18 protein-coding genes are annotated in these 21,628 nt (G+C 49.0%); 14 read left to right on the top strand and 4 right to left on the bottom strand.

The window, feature by feature from the left end; genetic code table 11:
- Window positions 1-9: 9 nt before the first annotated feature.
- From ACN5NT_RS22420 to ACN5NT_RS22375, 10 genes are all read left to right on the top strand, one after another.
- Entirely contained in the window at window positions 10-1,368 is a 1,359-nt protein-coding gene (locus ACN5NT_RS22420) for a protein kinase domain-containing protein (RefSeq protein WP_419176954.1), read from the top strand.
- 188 nt (window positions 1,369-1,556) lie between these two features.
- Window positions 1,557-3,347 carry an ATP-binding protein gene (locus tag ACN5NT_RS22415; RefSeq protein WP_419176953.1) on the top strand — a complete coding sequence of 597 codons (1,791 nt, stop codon included), beginning with the start codon at window positions 1,557-1,559 and terminating at the stop codon, window positions 3,345-3,347.
- Entirely contained in the window at window positions 3,325-4,737 is a 1,413-nt protein-coding gene (locus tag ACN5NT_RS22410; RefSeq protein ID WP_419176952.1) for a sigma-54-dependent transcriptional regulator, read from the top strand. Before ACN5NT_RS22415 ends, ACN5NT_RS22410 begins: the two co-directional genes overlap by 23 nt.
- 457 nt (window positions 4,738-5,194) lie before the next feature.
- Entirely contained in the window at window positions 5,195-6,244 is a 1,050-nt protein-coding gene (locus ACN5NT_RS22405) for a TRAP transporter substrate-binding protein (RefSeq protein ID WP_136799660.1), read from the top strand.
- 126 nt (window positions 6,245-6,370) lie between these two features.
- A complete protein-coding gene (locus tag ACN5NT_RS22400; RefSeq protein ID WP_167495910.1) occupies window positions 6,371-6,775 on the top strand; it encodes a TRAP transporter small permease subunit in 405 nt (134 codons plus the stop codon).
- Between the two features lie 66 nt (window positions 6,776-6,841).
- Window positions 6,842-8,152 (top strand): TRAP transporter large permease, encoded by a 1,311-nt coding sequence (locus ACN5NT_RS22395; protein WP_136799658.1) that lies wholly within the window; start codon window positions 6,842-6,844, stop codon window positions 8,150-8,152.
- A gap of 339 nt (window positions 8,153-8,491) precedes the next feature.
- A complete protein-coding gene (gene dcuC, locus ACN5NT_RS22390; protein WP_419176951.1) occupies window positions 8,492-9,739 on the top strand; it encodes a C4-dicarboxylate transporter DcuC in 1,248 nt (415 codons plus the stop codon).
- 100 nt (window positions 9,740-9,839) lie between these two features.
- Window positions 9,840-11,144 carry an amidohydrolase gene (locus ACN5NT_RS22385; RefSeq protein WP_419176950.1) on the top strand — a complete coding sequence of 435 codons (1,305 nt, stop codon included), beginning with the start codon at window positions 9,840-9,842 and terminating at the stop codon, window positions 11,142-11,144.
- A gap of 39 nt (window positions 11,145-11,183) precedes the next feature.
- Window positions 11,184-12,488: a hydantoinase/carbamoylase family amidase gene (locus tag ACN5NT_RS22380; protein ID WP_419176949.1), complete on the top strand. Its 1,305-nt coding sequence runs from the start codon at window positions 11,184-11,186 to the stop codon at window positions 12,486-12,488.
- Window positions 12,485-13,177, top strand: a complete 693-nt coding sequence (locus ACN5NT_RS22375; protein ID WP_136799655.1) for an orotate phosphoribosyltransferase — start codon at window positions 12,485-12,487, stop codon at window positions 13,175-13,177. The genes ACN5NT_RS22380 and ACN5NT_RS22375 overlap by 4 nt, the downstream gene beginning before the upstream one ends.
- A 135-nt stretch (window positions 13,178-13,312) precedes the next feature.
- Here ACN5NT_RS22375 and ltaE read toward each other — a convergent pair whose 3' ends face one another.
- Window positions 13,313-14,335 (bottom strand): low-specificity L-threonine aldolase, encoded by a 1,023-nt coding sequence (gene ltaE / locus ACN5NT_RS22370; protein ID WP_419176948.1) that lies wholly within the window; start codon window positions 14,333-14,335, stop codon window positions 13,313-13,315.
- 98 nt (window positions 14,336-14,433) lie between these two features.
- Between ltaE and ACN5NT_RS22365 the strand changes: the two genes are divergently transcribed.
- From ACN5NT_RS22365 to ACN5NT_RS22355, 3 genes are all read left to right on the top strand, one after another.
- A complete protein-coding gene (locus tag ACN5NT_RS22365) occupies window positions 14,434-15,381 on the top strand; it encodes a radical SAM protein (RefSeq protein ID WP_419176947.1) in 948 nt (315 codons plus the stop codon).
- Window positions 15,382-15,493: 112 nt separating this feature from the next.
- The gene (locus tag ACN5NT_RS22360) at window positions 15,494-15,694 is read left to right on the top strand and encodes a hypothetical protein (RefSeq protein WP_419176946.1); all 201 of its coding nucleotides are present in this window, start codon (window positions 15,494-15,496) and stop codon (window positions 15,692-15,694) included.
- Between the two features lie 467 nt (window positions 15,695-16,161).
- Window positions 16,162-17,073: a DMT family transporter gene (locus ACN5NT_RS22355; protein ID WP_419176945.1), complete on the top strand. Its 912-nt coding sequence runs from the start codon at window positions 16,162-16,164 to the stop codon at window positions 17,071-17,073.
- 169 nt (window positions 17,074-17,242) lie between these two features.
- On the opposite strand, the gene ACN5NT_RS22350 is transcribed toward ACN5NT_RS22355, so the two are convergent.
- The 3 genes from ACN5NT_RS22350 to ACN5NT_RS22340 are packed head-to-tail and all read right to left on the bottom strand — an operon-like array spanning window position 17,243 to window position 19,886.
- Window positions 17,243-17,677: an MGMT family protein gene (locus ACN5NT_RS22350; RefSeq protein ID WP_419176944.1), complete on the bottom strand. Its 435-nt coding sequence runs from the start codon at window positions 17,675-17,677 to the stop codon at window positions 17,243-17,245.
- A 5-nt stretch (window positions 17,678-17,682) separates the two neighbouring features.
- Window positions 17,683-19,692 (bottom strand): NAD-dependent DNA ligase LigA, encoded by a 2,010-nt coding sequence (gene ligA, locus ACN5NT_RS22345; RefSeq protein ID WP_419176943.1) that lies wholly within the window; start codon window positions 19,690-19,692, stop codon window positions 17,683-17,685.
- Between the two features lie 5 nt (window positions 19,693-19,697).
- Window positions 19,698-19,886, bottom strand: a complete 189-nt coding sequence (locus tag ACN5NT_RS22340; RefSeq protein WP_136799901.1) for a tautomerase family protein — start codon at window positions 19,884-19,886, stop codon at window positions 19,698-19,700.
- Window positions 19,887-20,177: 291 nt separating this feature from the next.
- Here ACN5NT_RS22340 and galE point away from each other — a divergent pair, with 291 nt between their 5' ends.
- Window positions 20,178-21,191 carry a UDP-glucose 4-epimerase GalE gene (gene galE / locus ACN5NT_RS22335; RefSeq protein ID WP_419176942.1) on the top strand — a complete coding sequence of 338 codons (1,014 nt, stop codon included), beginning with the start codon at window positions 20,178-20,180 and terminating at the stop codon, window positions 21,189-21,191.
- The last annotated feature ends 437 nt before the right edge of the window (window positions 21,192-21,628 follow it).

Here is a 21,628-nt window from a genome sequence, read left to right as displayed (position 1 = left end):
GGGAGAGAGATGAACCGTGCTGGCAGGTATGAGATTATCGGGCGTCTGGGTCGTGGTGGAATGTCAACGGTGTACAAGGCGCGTGCGCCGATCACCGGCAGGATAGTTGCTTTAAAAATTCTGCGGCCTCGTGACGAAATTTTTGTCGATCTGGTGGGTGAGCAGAGGCTTCGGGAGATTTTTGTAGAGGAAGCGCGGATCATGGGGGAGATTTCCCACGATCATATCGCTAAAATTATCGACTGTGATGAGGATAACGGCATACCTTTCATTGTGCTCGAATACTACTCCCATTCCATCGGTGATCTAATCGGAGAGGCATATGAAGTCGAATATGACTCCCGTGAGGTAAGTATTGCCCGCACTGTGCACTACACGCGACAGGCTTTGCAGGGGTTGGAACGTTTGCATTTTGCCGGTATCATTCATCGCGATATCAAGCCATTCAACCTGATGCTCACTGACGATGATCGGGTGAAAATTATAGACTTCGGCCTGTCCCGGGTTCGTGGTGAAGAGAAAATGTCCATACCCGGCATGCAGGTCGGTTCACCATATTATGCCGCACCGGAGCAGGAGCGTGACCCTGCAAAAGCTGATGCCCGTGCTGACCTCTACGCCGTAGGTGTGTTGCTCTATCGCATGTTGACCGGTCGGTTGGTCGATATGAGTGCGGAAATAGCGGTTCCCAGCAGCCTGAATAGTGAACTGGACGAAGCCTGGGATCAATTTTTGCTGAAGAGTATTGCCAAAGATCCGGAGCAGAGGTTTCAAAGTGCGCTTGAGATGCGTGTGGCACTGGAACAGCTTTTTAGCAATTGGCAGGTTGGTTCAGAGGATCGATGTGCATTGCTCTCGAAGAGTAACGGGGCGGCAGCGAGACCAATCCCGGCCGAGTCACTGATAGAGATACCTTCACGGATAATGTACAAGGATATGCGGCAGCGTTACGGCCTGGATGATCTGTTTCGGCCAATACAGTGGTTCGACCACCCGCTGGAGACGATCAATCCACATTTACTGCAGGACCCTGTAACCGGTCTTTGGTGGCAGCGGTGCGGGAGTGGATTTGCTCTTGATTGGCAACAGGCGCATGAATATGTAGAACATTTGAACCTGAATAGCTTTCAGGCTAAGAGCAACTGGCGTTTACCAACGGTGGAAGAGCTGGTATCAATTTTGAGAGCCCCGACCGCCTACAGGGAGTTTTGTCTGCCCCCTCAGTTTGAACCTGGATTACACTGGCTCTGGTCGGCAGATCATTGCACCAAAAAGGCCGCCTGGATGGCCGATATAATGGAAAGTTATATCGGCAGGCTTGATAAGGACGGGACTGCGACAGTGTGTGCCGTTTCCTGTGACGAGTGATTTCTGTAGCGGTAGGTTTCCCTGGATAAAATTAGAGAATCGTCTTGAGCACTGAGTCATGCTTTGACTTTTTGTTGGCTGTGGTATGTTTTGCTTTCGGTTGCTCTTCAGTCAGGGCCGTGGCGATGTTGTCAGCTTTTGGGAACATTTAATTGAGTTTTTGTGGTGAAAATAGAAGTGTGAAGGGTATGCAGGCAGTGGATTCGCAGGGGCGTGGGACCTTTCTGGAATTGGGGGTTTCCATTCCGGCCTTTTTCTTGTTGCTGCTTGCTATTCAACTCTTATTTACGCCGGGCCTTTTGCGCCAGGGCGCCCATCTTTACGTTCCATATAAAAAGATAGTCGTTGGAGGAAGCATGGGTAATCCTCCTTATCAATATCTCGACGAAAACAATCAACCGGCTGGCTATAATATCGACCTTACCAAAGCGGTAGCTGCGGAAATGAAGGTTGAAGTTGAAATCGTTTTAGGTGGTCCGATTGAGCTTGAAAGGGAGTTTCTGGCTGGTAATATCGATTTGTTGCAGGGGGTAACCAGGGCGGATAGCGGTGTCACCAGCTATCCCTTTTTCCGTCATAGCGCATACAGTCAAAAGCTTTTTGCCAACGTTGAGTATCCTGAACGAGTTCAGTCACTGAATCAATTGAAAAGCGGTAGGGTCTATCTCAGTCGGAAGACACCTCTTCTGGAGCAGATAATCGAAGATTATCGCCATCTGGAATTTATTCCTGTCTCTTCACACGCGGAGGCTCTCAAGCAATTGAGCAATGGTGCAGCTGACTTTGTGTTGATTACTCACTTGCCAGGTGTGCAGCTAAGCAAGCAGTTGGATTTTTTTGAGCAGGAACGGCCCAACGCAAGGATCGTGCAGGTCGGTGAATTACGTTCAGAGCTGGGTTATGGCTATTCATCCCGCAAGGATAATGTTGAGCTTTTGGAGCATGTCCGAGAAAGTTTCACGAATCTTGAACTCAGCGGCAGACAAAAAGAGATCAAGGAGCAGTGGCTCGGGAAAATGGACAACTCCGAACCGAGCAGACGAGAAAAAAGCGTCCAATTAGGGGGGCTTATTTTCAGCCCCCTGCTGTTGGTGGTCTGTATGGCATTCTATTGGAATCATTCATTGAAGAGGGAAGTTGGACGTAGGAGCAGGGAGTTGGCAATACAGCACCACCAGCTTATCCAGGCCGACAAGATGACGTCTCTTGGCATTCTGGTAGCCGGCGTAGCCCATGAAATAAATAACCCTGCGGCCCTTGTGCTCCACAATCTTTCTACCTTAAAGAGAATCTCCGAGGCTTCAAGCGAGGTTCTGGAGGAGCGATACGCTAAAGAGGGAGATTTTTTCATCGGCGGTCTTCCATATTCCATGTTGCGGCAGGAGAATGCACAGATTTATGGCGAGATGGAGGACGGTATGGGGAGAATTGTTCAGATTGTCAACGATCTGAAGGATTTTGCCAGAAAGGATTCGATAGATTTGAGTGAATCGACCTCTTTGAATAGGGTGGTCAAAGCTGCACTTAGACTGCTTGAGAGTTCACTGCGTAAACGCTTTGCCACCATCCAGGTTAAGTTGGCCGAAAATCTCCCAGATTTTTCCGGCAACAGTTCCAGGGTTCAGCAGGTTGTTATTAATCTGGTGATGAACGCTGTGCAGGCTGGTGGAGAGCGAGAGTTGGATATCATCGTGATGACTTCTTATGACCAGACGGGGGGCGAATTGGTGCTGCGGGTTAAGGATAACGGTGTAGGCATAAGCAATGAACAGCTCGTATACCTTTGTGATCCGTTTTACACAACGAAAAGAGAGCAGGGGGGAACCGGCCTTGGGCTCTCCATATCAGAACAAATAATTAAAGAGCATCGTGGGCGACTTCAATTTGATTCTGAAGTTGGTCGTGGCACGACTGTATCCATGTATCTCCCTGTTATGAAAGGCCAGAGTATTGCAGATGAAAAAGACTCTTTATCCTGATTTTGGTGTGTTGCTCGTCGATGACGAAAGCAGCTGGTTGAGAACCATCTCCATGACCTTAGCCATTGAGGCGGGTGTAACCAATGTCTATCGCTGTTCAGATAGCCGTGAAGTACGAAGTATTTTATCACAGAATGATATCGGTCTGGTGCTTCTCGACCTGAATATGCCTCACATATCGGGTATGGATCTGCTTGCCATGGTTGTCGAGGAGTTCCCGCAGGTAAGTGTCATTGTTGTCAGCGGGATGAATCAGGTCGATACCGCGGTAAAAAGCATGAAAAAGGGTGCGCTCGATTTCTTCGTCAAAACAGATGATGTCGACAGGCTGATAAAAGGGGTCCAGCGAGCCTTGAGGTCGACCGAACTGGAGCGGGAAAACCGGCAGATGCGTAGCCGCTTTTTTACAGGAGCTCTGGAGAACCCTGAACTCTTTGAGGAGTTGGTTACGAGAAGCTCCACGATGTTTTCAGTTTTTCAGTATATTGAGGCTATTGCGGTAAGCTCTCGTCCGGTTTTGATAACCGGGGAGAGTGGGGTTGGCAAAGAGTTGGTTGCCAGGGCGATACACAAGGCGAGTCGTCGCAGCGGTCCTCTGGTTTCTGTGAATGTGGCCGGTCTTGATGATAATATTTTCTCCAGCACACTTTTCGGGCACAAGCGAGGGGCTTATACCGGGGCGGAGGAAAGTCGGGGTGGAATGGTGGAACAAGCAGCATATGGGACACTTTTTCTCGATGAAATCGGAGATTTGAGTATCGCCTCACAGGTGAAGCTTCTCCGTCTGTTACAGGAGGGGGAGTATTTTCCTCTGGGCAGTGATGTTGTGAAAAGAATGAATGCCAGGGTCATCGTAGCTACACATCAGGATTTGGCAGCCAGTCAGGCAGAGGGCCGACTCCGTAAAGATCTCTATTACAGGCTTTGTGGACACCATGTTCATATTCCTCCATTGAGGGAACGTAAAGAGGATATTGCTCTTCTGCTTGATTTGTTTTTAGCGCAGGCCGCTAAGGAATTTGGCAAAAAGATGCCGTCTTACCCGAAAGAATTGATACCGCTTCTTGAAAACTATTCATTTCCCGGAAATATCCGTGAGTTTAAGGGCATGGTCTTTGATGCAATGACTCTGCACAAAAGCAGAATGCTTTCCATGGACGCCTTTAAGCGAGTCATCGACGGTCACGCCCCTGTACATGACAGAGCGACTCTTCAAACCAATTCGGTTTTCAATGATGAGATTCAGCTTCCATCACTGAAAGAGGTGGCTTCGCTTCTTGTTGTGGAAGCCATGAAAAGAAGTAGAGGCAACCAGTCTCTTGCAGCACGGTTGCTTGGTATTTCCCAGCCAGCCCTCAGTAAGAGGCTGAAAAAGCTGAGTGAAGAGTGATTTTGTCTATCTCTGGCAGCACATATTTTTCGCGGGGTGGTCCTGTGGTCGCCCCCGCCTCCATTTTTAGATATCCAGAAAGTGTATTCACAACTCCTTAACGGCAAACCCTTATAACTTTTCGAATAGCTATAACCTCCTGTCCTTGCAGTTAACCCACCTTTATTCCGTTCTTGTTGCATTTTCGTGATTGTTTTCCATGGCGCGCGTTATACCTCTTTGCTGTTTACCAAAGTGTGACAAAAATGTAAAAACAGCGCTGTATCAATGGTATGGCTGGTCTTTCTCTCAATGGCATGAAAATTGCCAAGTGAAACCCGTAGATTATTTTCGCCGTTGATCGATAAACTGCGATCAGAATTTCCACCTGTTCTGATGGGAATCGCTATGTGACCAAGACTGTGCACAGTTCTGGAGTTTTTCGGGAAGTGGCCTATTCACTTAAAGGAGAAAGAGAATGAAACGTCGTATTTTAATGAGTTGCCTGACTGCTTTTTGCATCGCAGCAACCAGCGCGAGCATGGCCTATGCAAAGAAATACACATTTACTTTTGCAACCAATGCGCCTGAAAATACCATGCGAGGCGTTGCAGAAAAGCAGTTCATCGAAGAGCTTGAAAGCCTCAGTGATGGTAAAATCAAGGTTGTGCCATACTGGGCAGAATCCCTTGTTAAGGGCAAGGAGATCCTGAAAAGCGTACAGGATGGCGTGGTTGATTTTGGTTTTATCAACATCAACTATTACCCTAACCGTCTGTTGCTGAATGGTGCGACAGGTATGCTCGAAGAGGGCCCGACGCAGTATGAAAATATGATTGGTGTGTATGAAGACATCTACGCAACCATTCCAGAGCTGAACGAAGAATTCCTGAAATACAAACAGCGTCCTGTCTACATCTATTCCGCGCTTCCATACTCCTTCAGTTCCAGAGAGCCGATCAGCAGCTTTAAAGATCTCAAAGGTATGAAAGCCCGTTCTTCCAGTCGCTGGAAACTTGCTGATCTTGGTTCCATCGGTGCTGTTCCTACCTCCGTTGCCTTCAGTGAGTGTTATATGTCACTGCAGACTGGCGTGATCGATACCGTTCTCACCAATGTGGATGCCCAGAGTAGAGCAAAGCTTTACGAAGTTGCTCCTAATATCATGGTTGCTCCACAGATGTGGCTCGCCTTGCCTTTCATGATCACCATGAATGAGAAGAAATATCAGGCGCTTCCTGACGAACTGAAGCAAGTTGTTGCACAAGCTCGCGAGAATGCAGTTCAGCGTTTTACCGAATACTATCCCCAGACCCTTGAAGACGAAATCAAGGGCATGGAAGCGAAAGGTGCGAAGTTCACCTATGCTTCCGCTGAAGACATGAAAGCGTGGATGTCTTTGCCTACCATTGAAGAAAACCTCAACACCTGGAGTAAAGAGGTTACGGCTCTTGGTGCGAAATCACCTGAAAAGATTCTTGAGACCGTATTTGAAATCAACAACGGCTATCTCGCTAAAGAACAGTGATATCAAGCGGCAATGTGACAAACAGAACATTGCCGCTATCTTTTGAGGATTAGAGAATTGGATAGAATAATTCGAACAATCAATAAGATATGTGCGGAAATGTGTGGTTGGATGATGAGTGTGGTGATGATTCTTCTGATCACTGATGTCCTTTTCCGAACATTTTCCACCCCGCTGATGGGAGTGGCGGAACTGGCCATGTTTGTGATGGTTGGGACAGTCTACGCTGGTCTGGGCAATTGTGAAATGGAGCGTGGTCATGTCCGTGTCGGTTCTGTGGTGGAGATGCTTTCTCCCCAAAATCAGAAAAAGGCCATGATTATGACCTATACGCTTGCCACTGTGACCATCGCTATAGCCACATTTGCCATGTGTGAGAATGCCTGGGCTTCGTTTGTGGATAAGGAAGGTATTGCCGGTGCGATAACCTACAAGCTTTACCCAGTCAAATTTGTAATGGCAATCGGCATGATAGTGTACACCCTTCAGCTCATGATCAACCTTTACGAAGAAATACGAAAACCGGTATAGCGTCAGTTTTCATCCGTGGAAAAGGAGAGAACAAGTGATGCATTCCGGAACGGAGAATTGATTTACATGGATTTTACGATAATAGGAACACTGGGAATTCTGGTTCTGCTTTTGCTGCTCTTCTGCGGGTTGCACATGGGTGTGGATTTTATCCTGGTCGGATTGATTGGTCTGACCGTGATGATCAATTTCAATGCTGCATTATCGCTGCTTGGCGAAACCCTGTACAACGCAATTGCCTCACCAACGTTTTGTGTTTTGCCACTGTTTATCTTGATGGGTGCCTTTGCCTCAAGGGGAGGCTTTGCTGAACTGGCTTATTCAAACGTACATAAAATATTTGCTAAGATACCGGGAGCACTGGCAATTGCTACTTCCATTGGCTGTGCAGTATTCGCTTCAATATGTGGTTCTACCATTGCCACTGCAACAATTTTCGGCAGGTTAGCCTATCCGGAAATGAAACGATACAAGTACAATGCCAGTTATTCACTTGGAGCTATTGCGTGCTCTGGTAGTTTTGCCTGTATGATACCGCCCAGCGGTATGTTTATTCTTTTTGCAATATTTACAGAACAGTCGGTGGGCAAACTCTTTCTTGCCGGAATTATACCAGGAATACTTACTGCTGTAATTTACGCCCTCAACATGTTTATTCGGGCAAAACTGTACCCTCAGCTTGCCCCAATCCATCCTGAAGAACTGAAAATTACCAAAAAGGACAGAGCTAAAGCCTTCGTAGGCCTTTGGCCAATCATGCTGCTCGCATCATTGGTTATCGGCGGAATTTACACTGGTATATTTACCGCCAACGAAGCTGGTGCCGTGGGTGCCATTGGCGCGTTGCTGTTTGGGCTTGTCTATGGAAAACTCCGTAAGATCGAACCGATCAGGGAATCTTTGCGAGAAACTGCCAGAACAACGGCAATGCTCTTTTTTATTATAGTTGCGGCAATGTATTTCAGCCGTTTTCTGGCAATGACCAGGGTACCAACGGATTTGGCAAATTTTCTTGCCTCCTGGGACGTGCATCGGCATATCGTTTTTATCTGTGTCATTGCAGTGTGGTTTCTGCTGGGCACCGTAATATATCAGGCGGCGGTCTTCGCTTTGACTTTGCCGATTATTTTTCCAGTTCTGGTCAATCTTGGTTATGAGCCTATCTGGATCTGCGTTATTGCGATGAAGCTCAATGAAATTGCTGGAATCACGCCACCTGTGGGGGTGAACGCCTTTGCCCTGGCAGGGGTGACGAATTCCAGGGTGGAACAGGTCTTTAAGGGAGTATTACCCTTCATTGCCTGCGATATCATAGTTGTCCTGATGCTTTTTATGTGGCCTCAGATAGCTCTCTGGTTACCGAATAATATGATGTAATCGCAATTGAATATAATGCCTGGTGCCTATGGAACCGGGCTTGCACAATCCTTCCGGTCCTACGGGGAGAGTGGTAACGCATCCTCTCCCCGTAAGACCATTTACAACTGCTCTGAATGCCTGGGCCAGGAAATGGGATGATGCAGGTTTGAACTTCAGGTTGGAACTTGTAGAAGCAAAAGGTGTAAATCTTCTGTATACCTTATTTCCTGGCGGCTCATGGAGAATATTGGGACTAAAGGCGGGGGAACAATTGTTGCCTCGGTCCAGTTTATCTATCAACGGATACCCGCGATGGTGCCGCTCATCCGGGTGTCCTCTGTGGCAGGAGTGTGGAGGATGAATGTCGTATTAGGTATCCTCATAGTTGTAATAACAATCTATTTTCTGTTTCGGGAATATGAACCGAGACTCTTGTTGATTGCATCGGGCTTACTGATGGCGGGAATTGCCCTGGACCCGCTGACGGTTTTGGACGAGTTTGCCTACAAGATGGCAACAGACAGCCTTATCCAGGCAATTTGCTCATCTCTGGGATTCGGATTTGTTTTGCGGGCCACAGGTTGTGAAAAGCATCTATTTGCGGCTTTTTCATGGATTCGGGGATATGGCCTGTTCATTATCCCTCTGGTTACTCTGACAACCTTCGGGGTAAATGCGATCTTGATGAGCGCAGGCAATACCGCAGCAGCCATTGGCTGCTTTCTCATCCCACTCATGATAAGAGCAGGAATACATCCGGCTGTAGCGGGGGCTGCAATACTCACAGGAACTTTCGGAAGTATGCTCAATCCGCTTTTACCGGTGAACATCTTTGTTGCTGAAATCGCAGGTGTTGCTGCTGATACGGTTGTTCAGGCACAAAGCCTGTTTGTACTGTTTGGATTGATTGCCGGGGCGGGCTGGCTGGTTATTTATGCCAGGTGGAAGAATGAACACGCAATTGATCAGGATACCGAAGATAAAGAAAATCAAAGTACTGAAACGATAAACTGGGGATATGTCATTACGCCCTTTATCCCTTTAGTCATATTGGTCTTGGGCTCAAGTGGGTTAGTGCCCGATTTACGTATCGGGGTAGCCCAGGCAATGTGTGTGGGTACCCTCTTTGCCCTTTTAATTACAAGAACTTCGCCGAGCAAGGTAACCGAAGAGTTTTTTCAGGGTATGGGCTATGCATATGCCAATGCAATCGGCTTGATAATCGCTGTAGCGGTTTTTGTTCGAGGTATGAAATCTCTGGAGTTAATGAGCTTTTTTATAAGCTGGATGACCACGACTCCCGGCATTGCGAAAGTCGGTGCTGTTGTCGGTCCTTTTATGATGGGGGTGATGACCGGTTCAGGTGATGCTGCAGCATTTGCTTTTAGTGAAGTAGTCGCTCCACACGCATTTCTTTACGGCATGGAGACCATGAATATGGGGAGTATGGCATCTATTGCCGGCGCAATTGGTAGAACGGTTTCCCCGTTTGCCGGTGCCACAATTGTTTGCGCCTGTATTGCCGGAGTAAATCCGGTTGCGCTGGTGAAACGAAATTTTCCCGGAATAGTTTTACCACTCTTTTTTATTGGTTTTTTTCTGTGATAAATGAAGGGCAGGTCGTTTGTCATTTTGAAGTAATAGTATCACTCCCAGCCCTGCCAAATCTGAGCTGGAAGTGATGGCCTCAGCTTTTGGAGAGAAAATGAAGAACGACCTGACCCAGCTTGCTGGTGACTTAAAGGATAAACTAGTTGCTTATCGAAGAGACTTTCACCGTTATCCAGAAACAGGCTGGACAGAGTTTCGCACCAGTTCCAAAATAGCAACAATCCTCAATGAACTTGGATACACTGTCCGGATCGGGGCGGATGTCATACACCAGGCCAGCATGATGGGGGTTCCACCCCTTGAGGAACTTGATATCCACATGCAACGGGCAATTGAGGAGGGGGGTGATCCGGATCTGGTAAATAGAATGGCTGGCGGCTTGACTGGTGTTGTTGCGGACATGAAGTGTGGACCTGGTCCGATTTTCGCTCTTCGCTTCGATATAGACGCGGTGGATATTTGCGAAGCTGAAGACGAAGCCCATTTTCCTTTCCGGGAAAATTTTCATTCTCTGCATTCTGATGCCATGCATTCCTGTGGTCATGACGGTCATGCCGCAGTCGGGCTGGCGCTGGCGGAAATACTTTGCCATTACAAAGATCAGATAGCCGGAACAGTGCGGCTGATTTTTCAGCCAGCCGAAGAGGGGGTTCGAGGGGCAAAAGCGATGGTAGATGCCGGAGTGCTCGAAGGAGTCGAATATATTCTGGGAATGCATCTGGGCTTTTTGTCGCGAACAAAAGGTCAGCTGATCTGCGGTACGGAAAATTTTCTTGCTACGACAAAGTTCGATATACGTTTTACGGGCAGACCTTCCCACGCGGGTGGTTCACCTGAAGAGGGAGCCAATGCCTTGCTTGCCGCCTCTTCAGCCGCACTAAATCTGCATGCCATTACCCGACACAGTAAAGGTGCCTCCAGAATCACTGTGGGTAAGCTTGAAGCGGGCCTTGGCAGAAATGTCATTCCCCCCAATGCGCTGATGAAGGTTGAAACACGCGGAGAAAGCTCTGAGGTGGATCAGTTTATGTTCGAAAGTGCAAAGAGGGTCATTGCCGGCGCCGCAGCAATGTACGGAGTAGAGCACGAACTCAGCCTGATGGGTGGTACAGGGAGTGGCAGTTCCAGTCGGGCTGCAGTTGAGAGATTAGCTGCTGCTGCCGAAAAAATAGAATATTTCGAAAATGATCTCCAGGTTGATATCGCTACCATGAGCGGTAGCGAGGATTTTGCTCACATGATGAGTGTGGTGCAAAATCAAGGTGGCGAAGGTACCTATTGTGTTGTGGGGACAGAGCTTGCCGCAGGTCATCACGACTTCTATTTCGACTTTGATGAAAGTTGTCTGGTGCCAGCTGTGGAATTGTTGGCAAGCACAGTCATTGAAACACTCTCCTGAAGAAGGTGAGTTAAAGCAGCCTGTTTTGGGAGAATGTTAATGAATGGCGAAAGAGCTGAAGATAGAGCTCACACCGAACACAACCTGGAAGAGAAAGTGGATTTTCGATCTGAGGCACAAAAGCTGTTTTCCGATCTAAAGGCCACCTCAACTGCCGGTCCGGGAATAACCAGGGAGCCTTTCGGCCCGGGTGAACAGGCAGCTATGGAGCTTATCTCGACCTATGCGGAGAGGAAGGGGTTGGAATCCTACTATGATGGTGCAGCCAACCTGGTGGTGGTTTTACCCGGAGAAAACAGACAGAAGCCTTGCATCGTATGTGGCTCGCACCTGGACAGTGTACCCCATGGCGGCAATTACGATGGTGCAGCCGGAGTTGTTGCCGCGCTCTTGGCCATTAGCAGGATGAAAGTTGAAGGAATCATCCCCCGGCAGGATATCAGGGTGATGGCGTTTCGTTGTGAGGAGAGTGCCTGGTTTGGTAAACCTTATATTGGCTCAAGTGCGCTCTTCGGGCAACTTTCAGAGCAGGACCTAACCATTGGCAACCGGGCGGGCAATGAAAATCTTGCCCAGGCGATGTCCCGTTGTGGAGCAGAAACTGAGCGTATCAGCAGGGGAGAAGTTTTGCTGGAACCGAACTCAATTGCCGTCTACCTTGAGTTGCACATTGAGCAGGGGCCGGTGATGGTGGCCAGGAAATTGCCTACGGCAATCGTCACTGGCATTCGAGGGGCCATTCGCCATAAAGTTATTACCTGTCGCGGTCAGGCAGGTCATTCCGGTGCTGTTCCGCGGTGGTTGAGGAAGGATGCGCTGTTTGCTATGGCTGAACTCATCAACACGCTGGATGAGCATTGGCGGGCATTATTGGAAAGAGGGCTGGATCTTGTGGTCACCTCGGGTATAGTGGCAACCAATGCAGAAGTACATGCGATGACCAGGATTCCTGATGAGGTTTCATTTTGCCTGGAGATTCGTAGCCAGAGTGTGGACGCTTTGGAAGCGTTTTATCATCTTATGCGAACTGAATGTACCAATATCGAGAAGGGCAGAGGAGTCTGTTTTGAATTCGACAGAAAACTCTACACTGCCCCGGCAAAGATCGATGAAGGATGGGTGAACCGACTCAAGGCCAAGTCCGAGCAACTTGGTTTGCCTGCAGAGACGATACCAAGTGGCGCAGGTCATGATGCGGCGGTGTTTTCCAACATGCAAATTCCCACAGCCATGATTTTTGTCCGTAACGAAAACGGTTCGCATAATCCAGACGAGGCCTTGGAACTTGATGATTTTCTGGCAGGACTGGAACTGATGTACCATACTCTCAAGGAGCCGTTATGAAACTGATTTTTCCACCTGAAGATGTGATTGCTGAGTTGACCGCGAAAATGTTACTGGAGATCAACGCAGTCTGTTTCAGATCTGACCAACCGTTCAGATTCACCTCGGGCTGGGCCAGCCCGGTTTATATTGATTGTCGCAAACTCATATCCTATCCAAGGATACGTAACACAATTACAGATTTCTCAGCAGCGACTGTAACCCGGGAGATCGGTTTTGAAACGATCGAGGCGATTTGCGGAGGTGAAACCGCGGGTATACCATTTGCTGCCTGGTTGGCAGACAGGTTGATGTTGCCCATGCATTACGTCAGGAAAAAGCCCAAAGGATTCGGGCCGGCATCCCAGATTGAAGGTGATTTCAGCGAAGGTGCGAGAACCCTGCTCGTCGAAGATCTGACGACCGACGGTCTGAGTAAGCTTAATTTCTGTAAGGCCCTAAGAGGGGCAGGTTTGAGTGTGAACCACGCTTTTGTTGTCTTTCATTACAATATCTTCCCAGAAACGGAAGCGCTGTTGAAAGAAAATGATCTGACAATAATTCAGCTGGCGACCTGGTGGGATGTGCTTGAGCAGTGTAAGAAGACAGGCTATTTCCAGACCAAAGAGATCGATGAGGTGGAACGTTTTCTTCACGATCCAGTGACCTGGTCAACCGAGCACGGCGGAGCCAGCAGTCCTATTTCGTGATTGGTGTAAATCCGGGCTGAATCGAGCCGTAAGTTTCCGGCAGTAAATAGTTCTGTATTTACTGCCGGAAATTATCTTGGCGGGAAGTTCGCATTGACTGATCTTTAAACGTTCCACATCCCACCACGATATTTTTCACCCTTTCTGCTCAAAATAGCCCGTTATAACCTCTATAACTTTCTCGACATCTTTCCTGCTGATATCAAGATGGGTGACCAGTCGGGTTTTGGTCCCCACTGAAGCTATAATGCCATTGGTTTTGAGCATTTCTTCAAGCGGAGCAACATCATCCTTGCCTATGGTGAAAAAGACCATGTTGGTCTGTGCCGGGTCCTGTAGAACATTGATCTGTTCGATTTTGCTCAGCCCTTCGTTGAGAATTTGAGCGTTTGCATGGTCATCGGCCAGACGATCAACATTGTTTTTTAAGGCGTACAATCCAGCTGCGGCAAGGATACCAGCCTGGCGCATACCGCCACCGGCAACTTTTCTCCAGCGTCGGGCGTTATCGATCAAATCTTTGGAGCCGCAAAGTACTGAGCCGATTGGCGCCCCAAGGCCTTTGGAGAGGCAGATGGAGACCGAGTCGAAGTGGCGGCTGATCTCAGTTACATCGACCTTTTGGGCAACCGCAGCGTTGAAGAGCCTGGCTCCGTCGAGGTGCAGATTGAGCTGGTGTGTTTCGCAGAAGGCCCTTGCTTTGGTAAAATAATGCAGCGGCAAGGCCCGTCCGTTCTGGGTGTTCTCCAGGCAAAGCAGGCGGGTTCTGGCAAAGTGAAAATCATCGGGCTTGATATGGGCTGCGATCAAATCGAGATCAAGGGTGCCGTCATCCGCGAATTCCAATGGCTGGGGCTGGATGGAGCCCAGTACCGCTGCACCGCCTCCTTCGTATTTGTAAGTGTGGGCCTGCTGACCGACGATGTACTCATCTCCGCGCTGGCAATGGCTCATAATGCCCACGAAATTGGCCTGGGTGCCACTGGCGGTAAAGAGTGCTGATTCGAAGCCGAGGAGTTTGGCGGCATATTCCTGCAACGCATTGACGGTGGGATCGTCGCCGTAGACGTCATCGCCAACTTCGGCACTGGCCATGGCCTGGCGCATGACGGTACTCGGCCTGGTAACGGTATCACTTCGTAAGTCTATGATTTTCATATGAGTCTCAACAATTAGTTTAGAAAGTGGTAGGCTTTGGATAATAAGAGAGTAACAGTAGCCGATCAGGTTTGTTTTGTCGATATATGGGGGATGTCATGGAAAGCGGATACCTGAAATTGTATCGAAACGGAGAGCTGGGGGAGCGAATCGGGAAAAGTCATGGGCTGTTGGAGCAGTGTCGGCTCTGCCCGAGGAATTGCGGGGTAAACAGGTTGGAGGATGAGCGTGGTTTCTGCGGTGTTGGCGCACTGGCGGAGGTTGCAAGTTACTCCCCCCACTTTGGTGAGGAATCGGTGCTGGTCGGTACCGATGGTTCGGGTACAATCTTTTTTTGCGGCTGTAATCTGCGCTGTGTCTTCTGTCAGAATTACGATATCAGCCATCAGCATCCGGGCAGTTGTTATGAGATGGATGATGGCCAGCTTGCCGGAGTGATGATCGAGCTGCAACGTCAGGGCTGTCATAATATCAATTTTGTCACTCCGAGCCATCTGGTACCACAGATTCTTGCGGCCCTGCCCATAGCCATCGAACATGGGCTCAACCTTCCCCTGGTTTACAACAGCGGTGGTTATGATTCACCGGAGACGTTGCATCTTCTGGAAGGAATAGTCGATATCTACATGCCTGACTTCAAGTTCTGGCAGCCGGAGACATCGAAGCGGTACATGAAGGCAAAAGATTATCCGGAGGTAGCCCGAAGTGCCCTGATTGAGATGCAGCGTCAGGTGGGTGATCTGCAGATCGATAGTCGAAGGGTTGCCACCCGCGGCCTGCTTGTTCGTCATCTGCTTATGCCGGGAGGAGAGGCAGAAACTGAGGAAATTTTACGATTCCTGGCCGAGCAGATCTCACAGGACTGCTACTTGAACATTATGGATCAATATCGTCCTTGCGGTAGGGCGGCGGAGTTTGCCGAAATTGCCTCGGGGATCGACCCTGAGCAGTATCGGCATGCAGTGGATATGGCCCAATCGTTCGGTTTGCATCGGCTTGATACCAGAGACCTGGGCGGGTTGTTGAAAATGTTGTTCAGAGAGTAGCAAGAGCCAGAAGGTTATCTGCCCAAGCTGCCAGGTCTATAAAATAAAAACTGTCGCGACGGGTGGGAGAAAAGGTGTAGATATGTCCATATGATCTTGGTTTGTTTCGCATGTGGGCGGCAGCCTCTGCTCAAAAGTCGATCCGCACCTGATGTTGCTGCTTATGCAACGCCTTGGCAAGGAGTATGAAGTCTGGGATAAGTCGGCCAATATCGAGTGTATTAAAGCCACAGGAAAAGCGGTGCATTCGGTTCTCAGAACCAGCAACGAGGAGTTGGCTGATATGCAGAATGCACGCTGTCATCCGGAATAACATTATGTCGATCAACTCTGGTCGTCAGATAGCAGGTAGGGTTTGCTGTTCCTGAGGTACACGTGTTTGAAGACTTTGCTGAGCTTTTCACCAGGTGTCAGCAGCAGGAAGAACACAGATTCATGGGTGATTGGAGTTTTCTGAAGATCCTTGAGGAGTTGTCTTCTCCCATTTGTGCTTTGGTTCAATGTGATATTGGGACGTTGACCACGCCAGAAGCAAATTCTCTGCAGAGGTGGAGGATAACAGCGACCGGAAGGGAGGTCCTGGCGGCAGATAAAAACCGGCTGAATCTGCATGATATCGATTGTTGGTTTGGGGGAGTTCGTTTAACTGGAGAAAACCTTTGGTGCTGGAATGCGAAAGATCAGTCTGTTACAAAATCCTCACTTGTGTGAGTGGGGTAGCTTTAAAAGAAGCGGCAAGCTGCTTTCATTAAAGATGAATTTAAAACAAGCAGGTGTTTTTTGAACTTTATTACAAAAGATTTAGATCGAGGCAATTCATCCCTTACGGTTGTCTTCGGGTGGCTTGCAGTTTTCTGTTCTGCATTTTTCTTTTATCTGGCGACAGTGATCATCCGTTGGGCGGAACCGCACACGGATATTGAAACTTCCTACTTCGTTTTTGCCCGATTTCTTCTTGGTTTTATAGTTGTTTGCGTGTTTCTGCTGATCAGAAGAGAGCGTGTTAAGCCCAGGAACTATCATTATCTTGTAGGGAGGACAGTCGCTAACAGTGTTGCCGTGTTCTGCTTTTATAAAGCGGTCGAGGTGGGCACAGTCGCCGAGGCGAATATTCTGAATATGACCTACCCGCTTTTTGTGGCGCTCTTTTCCTGGTTCGTGCTCAAGAAACAGCGTGATTATGTCGCAATGATCGTGGTGGTTATCGCCTTTGTCGGTATTTATCTTGTACTTTCTCCGGCAGCAGTCGATAGCAGGAGCGGGAGCTGGTGGGGCATATGTTCAGGCATTACCGCTGCTGCGGCAATGATTTACCTGAATGTGAGTCGCAGGCATCATGATTCACAAACTATACTGTTTTTCATGTTCGGTCTAGGTTCGTTGTTGATGTTTATTCTTTTCAGAGGGGCAATCTACTGGCCGGATGCCGACACGTTTTTCTATCTGTTCATCTGCTCCGCGGCAGGTGTTCTTGGGCAGTATCTGCTGACCTATGGGTTTCTTTTTGTAACCGCTGTAGAAGGGTCTATCATCTCCTCCAGCAGGGTGCTCATGGCCGCAATAATGGGGCCGGTTCTGGTCGGAGATCCTGCACTCACTGCTGTCGGGTGGCTGGGAGCTCTGCTGATCTTTAGTTCAAACAGCATGATTGCCTTGCGCAAACAGCCGGTAAAGACAGAGGGTTCTAAATAGGACTGGAATCGAAGTAACGACGGAAGAGAGCTCAGGCTCTGGTGTTTACATGAGTTTAAAGATATTTTGTATTCCGATTTCCACTAAAACTGAGCCTCACCAGGTCAGGCGTGAGGAGCAAGGGGATAGGGGTAATAGTTTCAAACTGAAAACTCTACCTGTCATTTGTTCATTTAAAATCCATGTCATCATAATCCGGTGATAAGGGGAATATGACGTTTTCTCCCTGCTCCGGAGTCCATAGGTAACGATCCAGGTCAATATGTCTCTTGTTGAACTTTACACCCTCATGAATTAAAAGCGCTCTTTGCTCCTCATACCCCCGGCCTTTGGGTAGGGAGATTTTTCCCTCTTTATTAACTACTCTGTGCCAGGGCAGGTGAAATTTTTTAGAGCTGGAATGAAGAATCCGTGAAACCTGTCTGGCTCCGCCGGAATTACCAGCAAGTCTGGCGATGGAGCCGTAGGTGGTGACTTTGCCCTTAGGGATTCGGCTGATAAGTTCGATGACTCTTTGTGTGAAAAGGGAGGGCATTTGTGTTGGGGAGGAGGAGTGAGAAAGGGAGCGGTACGACATGTCACCATGCCGTACCGAGGGGTTCATAAAAGCTATTGGCCGATGAGTTCCATAAACTGCTGTTCAGTCAGAATAGTCTTATTCATCTCCTGAGCCTTTTTCAGCTTGGAACCAGCCTTTTCACCCACCACCACATGGGTGGTTTTCTTGGTGACGCCGGTGGCGATGGTGCCGCCGTTGTCTTTGACCAGTTTCTTCGCCTCACTTCTGGAGATAGTCTGCAGGCTGCCGGTGAAAAGAATCACCATGTCAGCCAGTGGTGCTGTGCCGCCTTCACCTGCAACCGGCTGAATAGCAACAGGGCTGACCCCGGCATCCTTCAGGCGTACCAGCATGGCCTGGACCTTTTCATCGCTGAAATATTCTACGATGGATGAGGCAGCCTGTTCGCCGATTCCATCAACTTCCAGCAACTCGTCATGGCTGGCGGCAGCAAGTTTATCCAGCTCCTGAAAATGGTTTTCCAGGCTGGTGGCGCTCACCTCGCCGATGAAACGGATACCGAGCGCGGCCAGAAATTTGCTGAGCGGCGGGTTGCGGCGGCTGTTAATTGCCGCGATGACCTTATCTGCCGATTTCAGGCCCCAGCCATCGAGGCTGGCAAGTTTATGGCGTCTGGAATGCAGGCCGAAAATATCAGGAACATCTTCAATGATCTTCAACTCGAACAGTTGTTCCACATATTTTTTTCCAAGACCTTCTATGTCCAGCCCGGTCTTGGAGGTGAAATGGATCAGGCTGCGCAGTCGCTGGGCGTCACAGTGCGGATTGTGACAGCGGGTGACAGCTTCGCCTGCAGGTTTTTCCAGCGGGTGCTCGCATACGGGGCAGTTTTCGGGCATCCGAATCGGCTGGGCATCTTCGGCACGTTCCTCGACCACCGCCTTGACGATCTCGGGGATTACATCACCCGCACGCTGGACAAAGACCTTGTCGCCAATATGCAGGTCCTTGCGCTCCATCTCGTCCTGATTGTGCAAGGTGGCCCGACTTACAGTAACGCCGCCTACGACCACCGGCTCAAGAATTGCCACTGGAGTCACGGCACCGGTTCGGCCAACCTGAAACTCGACGCTTCTCAGGAGAGTTGTAGCCTGAATTGCCGGAAACTTGCAGGCAGTTGCCCAGCGCGGTGCCCGGGCTTTATTGCCCAGCCGTTCCTGCAGGCCAAAATCATCTACCTTGACCACCATGCCATCAATCTCATACGGTAGTTGATGGCGGATCTCAAGCATCTGGTGATAGGCTTCAATGACTGCTTCTATTGTTTCGCACTTTCGGACATGCTCATTGACAGGCAACCCGTAAGTCTTCAATGACTGCAGCATATCATACTGGCCATTCCGGCCGGTATCGGCGGGCAGGGAAACACCGTAGGCATAGAAATCCAGTGGCCGTGAGGCTGTGATTTTCGGATCAAGCTGCCTGAGTGAGCCGGCAGCAGCGTTTCTCGGATTCGCAAATGGTTCCCTGCCCATCCGTATCTGGCTGCTATTCAGTCTCTCAAGACCGGCCAGGGCCATAAACACCTCGCCCCGCACCTCAAGAAGGGGCGGCGGGCTACCCAGGAGTCTCAGCGGGATGGATCGTACTGTCTTCAGTTGGGCTGTTATATCTTCACCGACCTTGCCGTCTCCACGGGTGGAGCCTTGAACAAGCAGGCCGTTTTCATAGACCAGTTCAACTGCCAGGCCATCAAGTTTAGGTTCTGCAACATAGGAAAGAGTGAGTCCCTGACTTAGAAAGCGGCGCAGTCGTGCCTCAAACTCCCGCAGGTCGTCATCGTTGAAAGCGTTTTCCAGGCTCAGCATCGGATAGCGATGTTCGACCTGGGAAAATTTGTCGAGGGCTACACCGCCAACCCGTTGGCTTGGAGAGTCGGGGGTAATCAGCTCCGGGTGCGCTTTTTCAAGAGCAAGTAACTCCTGAAAAAGCGCGTCATACTCGCTGTCGGAGATGGTTGGTGCATCGAGCACGTAATATTTGTGCGCGTGCTCTTGCAACAACCGGTGCAACTCCTCAATACGTTTTTGTGGCTGCATAAATCTTACTCGGGTGGGTCAAGCAGGATGCCTTTTTTGGCAATGTTTTGGGGTTCCAACTCATCAATCATGATCAGGATTGCCTCAGGTGGCTTGTTGGCGGCTTTGGAGATAACACTGGTCACGCCTTCGGCGATCTCGGCTTTCTGCTCTTTAGTAAGAGTGCCGGCAACTCTGATGTTTACGTATGGCATGTTGTATCCTTTTAAATTAAGGGAATAGGGGAAGGCCTGAATAGGCCGGGGATGCCTGGCTAATATACTCTTTTTCAGCAGGCGGACAAAGTGTATTCTCAAAGTGTATATTTCACACCCGGTATGCAACTGTATCCGATGTGTTAAGATTGGCTGAGGTTATGAATTTGCCTTGTTCTAAAGGGCTATTAAGGTACTATATGGCTGACTATAATAGAGATGTTACTGGTAACTGATGTCTTAAAGATGATTCAATGAAGGGATAAAAAAATTAAAGAAAAGGTCACAGCTATGCATGTTCTTGTCACCGGCGGAGCCGGATATATAGGGAGTCATACCTGCCTGGAGCTGCTGGAGGCAGGGCATACCGTTACAGTGGTTGATAATCTCTCAAATTCTAAGGAAGAGTCGCTTAAGCGGGTAGCCGAACTGACCGGGAAAAGTGTGACGTTCCAACACGTTGATCTCTTGGATAAAGCTGCTTTGCAGCGGGTGTTTGCAGGCAGCGAGACTCCATTTGATACGGTAATTCATTTTGCCGGCCTGAAAGCTGTCGGCGAGTCGGTGGAGAAGCCACTCTGGTATTATCATAATAATCTCACAGGTACCCTCGTACTCTGTGAGGTTATGGCTGAATACGGGGTGAAGAGTATAGTCTTCAGCTCTTCGGCAACGGTTTATGGTGACCCTGCATCTGTGCCGATCTTAGAAGATTTTCCATTGTCGTGTACCAATCCCTATGGCCGTACTAAATTAATGATTGAAGAGATTCTGCAGGATCTCAACGTGAGCGATGATGAATGGAATGTGGCATTGCTCAGGTATTTCAATCCGGTGGGAGCGCACAAGAGCGGCAGGATAGGTGAAGACCCGAATGGGATTCCAAATAATTTGATGCCGTATGTGTCCCAGGTGGCTGTTGGCAAGCTGGAGCGGGTGACTGTATTCGGTGATGATTACCCGACTCACGATGGAACCGGGGTACGGGACTATATCCATGTGGTTGATCTGGCTTTGGGTCATGTACGTGCAATCGAAAAACTGATGGAGAAGCCGGGTGTTGTCATATACAACCTCGGAACCGGTCAGGGGTATAGCGTTCTCGATATGATCAAGGCCTTCAGCGAGGCTAGTTGTCGTGAGGTGCCCTATGTTATCTCCGGCAGGAGGGCGGGCGATATTGCAGCATGTTATGCAAATCCAGCTAAAGCAAAAAGGGAGTTGAACTGGGTGGCGGAGAGGGGAGTCAAAGAGATGTGTGAGGACACCTGGCGCTGGCAGACAGCAAACCCGAACGGTTACTGATTATGTAGTACTTGCAGGTTATAGCGAATTGCGCTCAGCCGTAACTCACTAAAAGAAAAGAGGTTGCCCGACTTGATCGGGCAGCCTCTTTTCTTTTGGTGTACCTGTTGTCGGAAATGACCTGTTTCCTGCCTCCCGTAATAATTGGAGAGAGCTCATTTAAAAGAGAACGATGAGCAGGCTGTTCCAATTGAGTCATTGTAACTTTATTTACCTGTATCCAGACATAAATGTCGGTTGATGGTTTTTGTGCAAATTGTAACGTCGCAACGATTCGTGATGGAAAATGGTGCACTTTTGCTATTTCAATCAACAGCTCGCTGCAATGATGGAGATTAGAAACCTTGGTTTCATAAATTGCACCTTGTGCAATTATCTCCGTAGTGGTGCGGGTTTCAGGAAACCGGACGAGTTTGAAATTGTATACAAATATTGTC

This window comes from Desulfosediminicola sp., from assembly GCF_048381775.1.
Lineage (GTDB): Bacteria > Desulfobacterota > Desulfobulbia > Desulfobulbales > Desulfocapsaceae > Desulfopila > Desulfopila ganghwensis.
Note: the sequence above shows the minus strand (reverse complement) of the source record. Positions and strands in the feature narration are given on the sequence as shown.

Coding starts and splice junctions, on each gene's coding strand:
- ACN5NT_RS22420 (WP_419176954.1), top strand. CDS start 10: ATGAACCGTGCTGGCAGGTATGAGATTATCGGGCGTCTGGGTCGTGGT.
- ACN5NT_RS22415 (WP_419176953.1), top strand. CDS start 1,557: ATGCAGGCAGTGGATTCGCAGGGGCGTGGGACCTTTCTGGAATTGGGG.
- ACN5NT_RS22410 (WP_419176952.1), top strand. CDS start 3,325: ATGAAAAAGACTCTTTATCCTGATTTTGGTGTGTTGCTCGTCGATGAC.
- ACN5NT_RS22405 (WP_136799660.1), top strand. CDS start 5,195: ATGAAACGTCGTATTTTAATGAGTTGCCTGACTGCTTTTTGCATCGCA.
- ACN5NT_RS22400 (WP_167495910.1), top strand. CDS start 6,371: ATGATTCTTCTGATCACTGATGTCCTTTTCCGAACATTTTCCACCCCG.
- ACN5NT_RS22395 (WP_136799658.1), top strand. CDS start 6,842: ATGGATTTTACGATAATAGGAACACTGGGAATTCTGGTTCTGCTTTTG.
- dcuC (WP_419176951.1), top strand. CDS start 8,492: ATGAATGTCGTATTAGGTATCCTCATAGTTGTAATAACAATCTATTTT.
- ACN5NT_RS22385 (WP_419176950.1), top strand. CDS start 9,840: ATGAAGAACGACCTGACCCAGCTTGCTGGTGACTTAAAGGATAAACTA.
- ACN5NT_RS22380 (WP_419176949.1), top strand. CDS start 11,184: ATGAATGGCGAAAGAGCTGAAGATAGAGCTCACACCGAACACAACCTG.
- ACN5NT_RS22375 (WP_136799655.1), top strand. CDS start 12,485: ATGAAACTGATTTTTCCACCTGAAGATGTGATTGCTGAGTTGACCGCG.
- ltaE (WP_419176948.1), bottom strand. CDS start 14,335: ATGAAAATCATAGACTTACGAAGTGATACCGTTACCAGGCCGAGTACC.
- ACN5NT_RS22365 (WP_419176947.1), top strand. CDS start 14,434: ATGGAAAGCGGATACCTGAAATTGTATCGAAACGGAGAGCTGGGGGAG.
- ACN5NT_RS22350 (WP_419176944.1), bottom strand. CDS start 17,677: ATGAACCCCTCGGTACGGCATGGTGACATGTCGTACCGCTCCCTTTCT.
- ligA (WP_419176943.1), bottom strand. CDS start 19,692: ATGCAGCCACAAAAACGTATTGAGGAGTTGCACCGGTTGTTGCAAGAG.
- ACN5NT_RS22340 (WP_136799901.1), bottom strand. CDS start 19,886: ATGCCATACGTAAACATCAGAGTTGCCGGCACTCTTACTAAAGAGCAG.
- galE (WP_419176942.1), top strand. CDS start 20,178: ATGCATGTTCTTGTCACCGGCGGAGCCGGATATATAGGGAGTCATACC.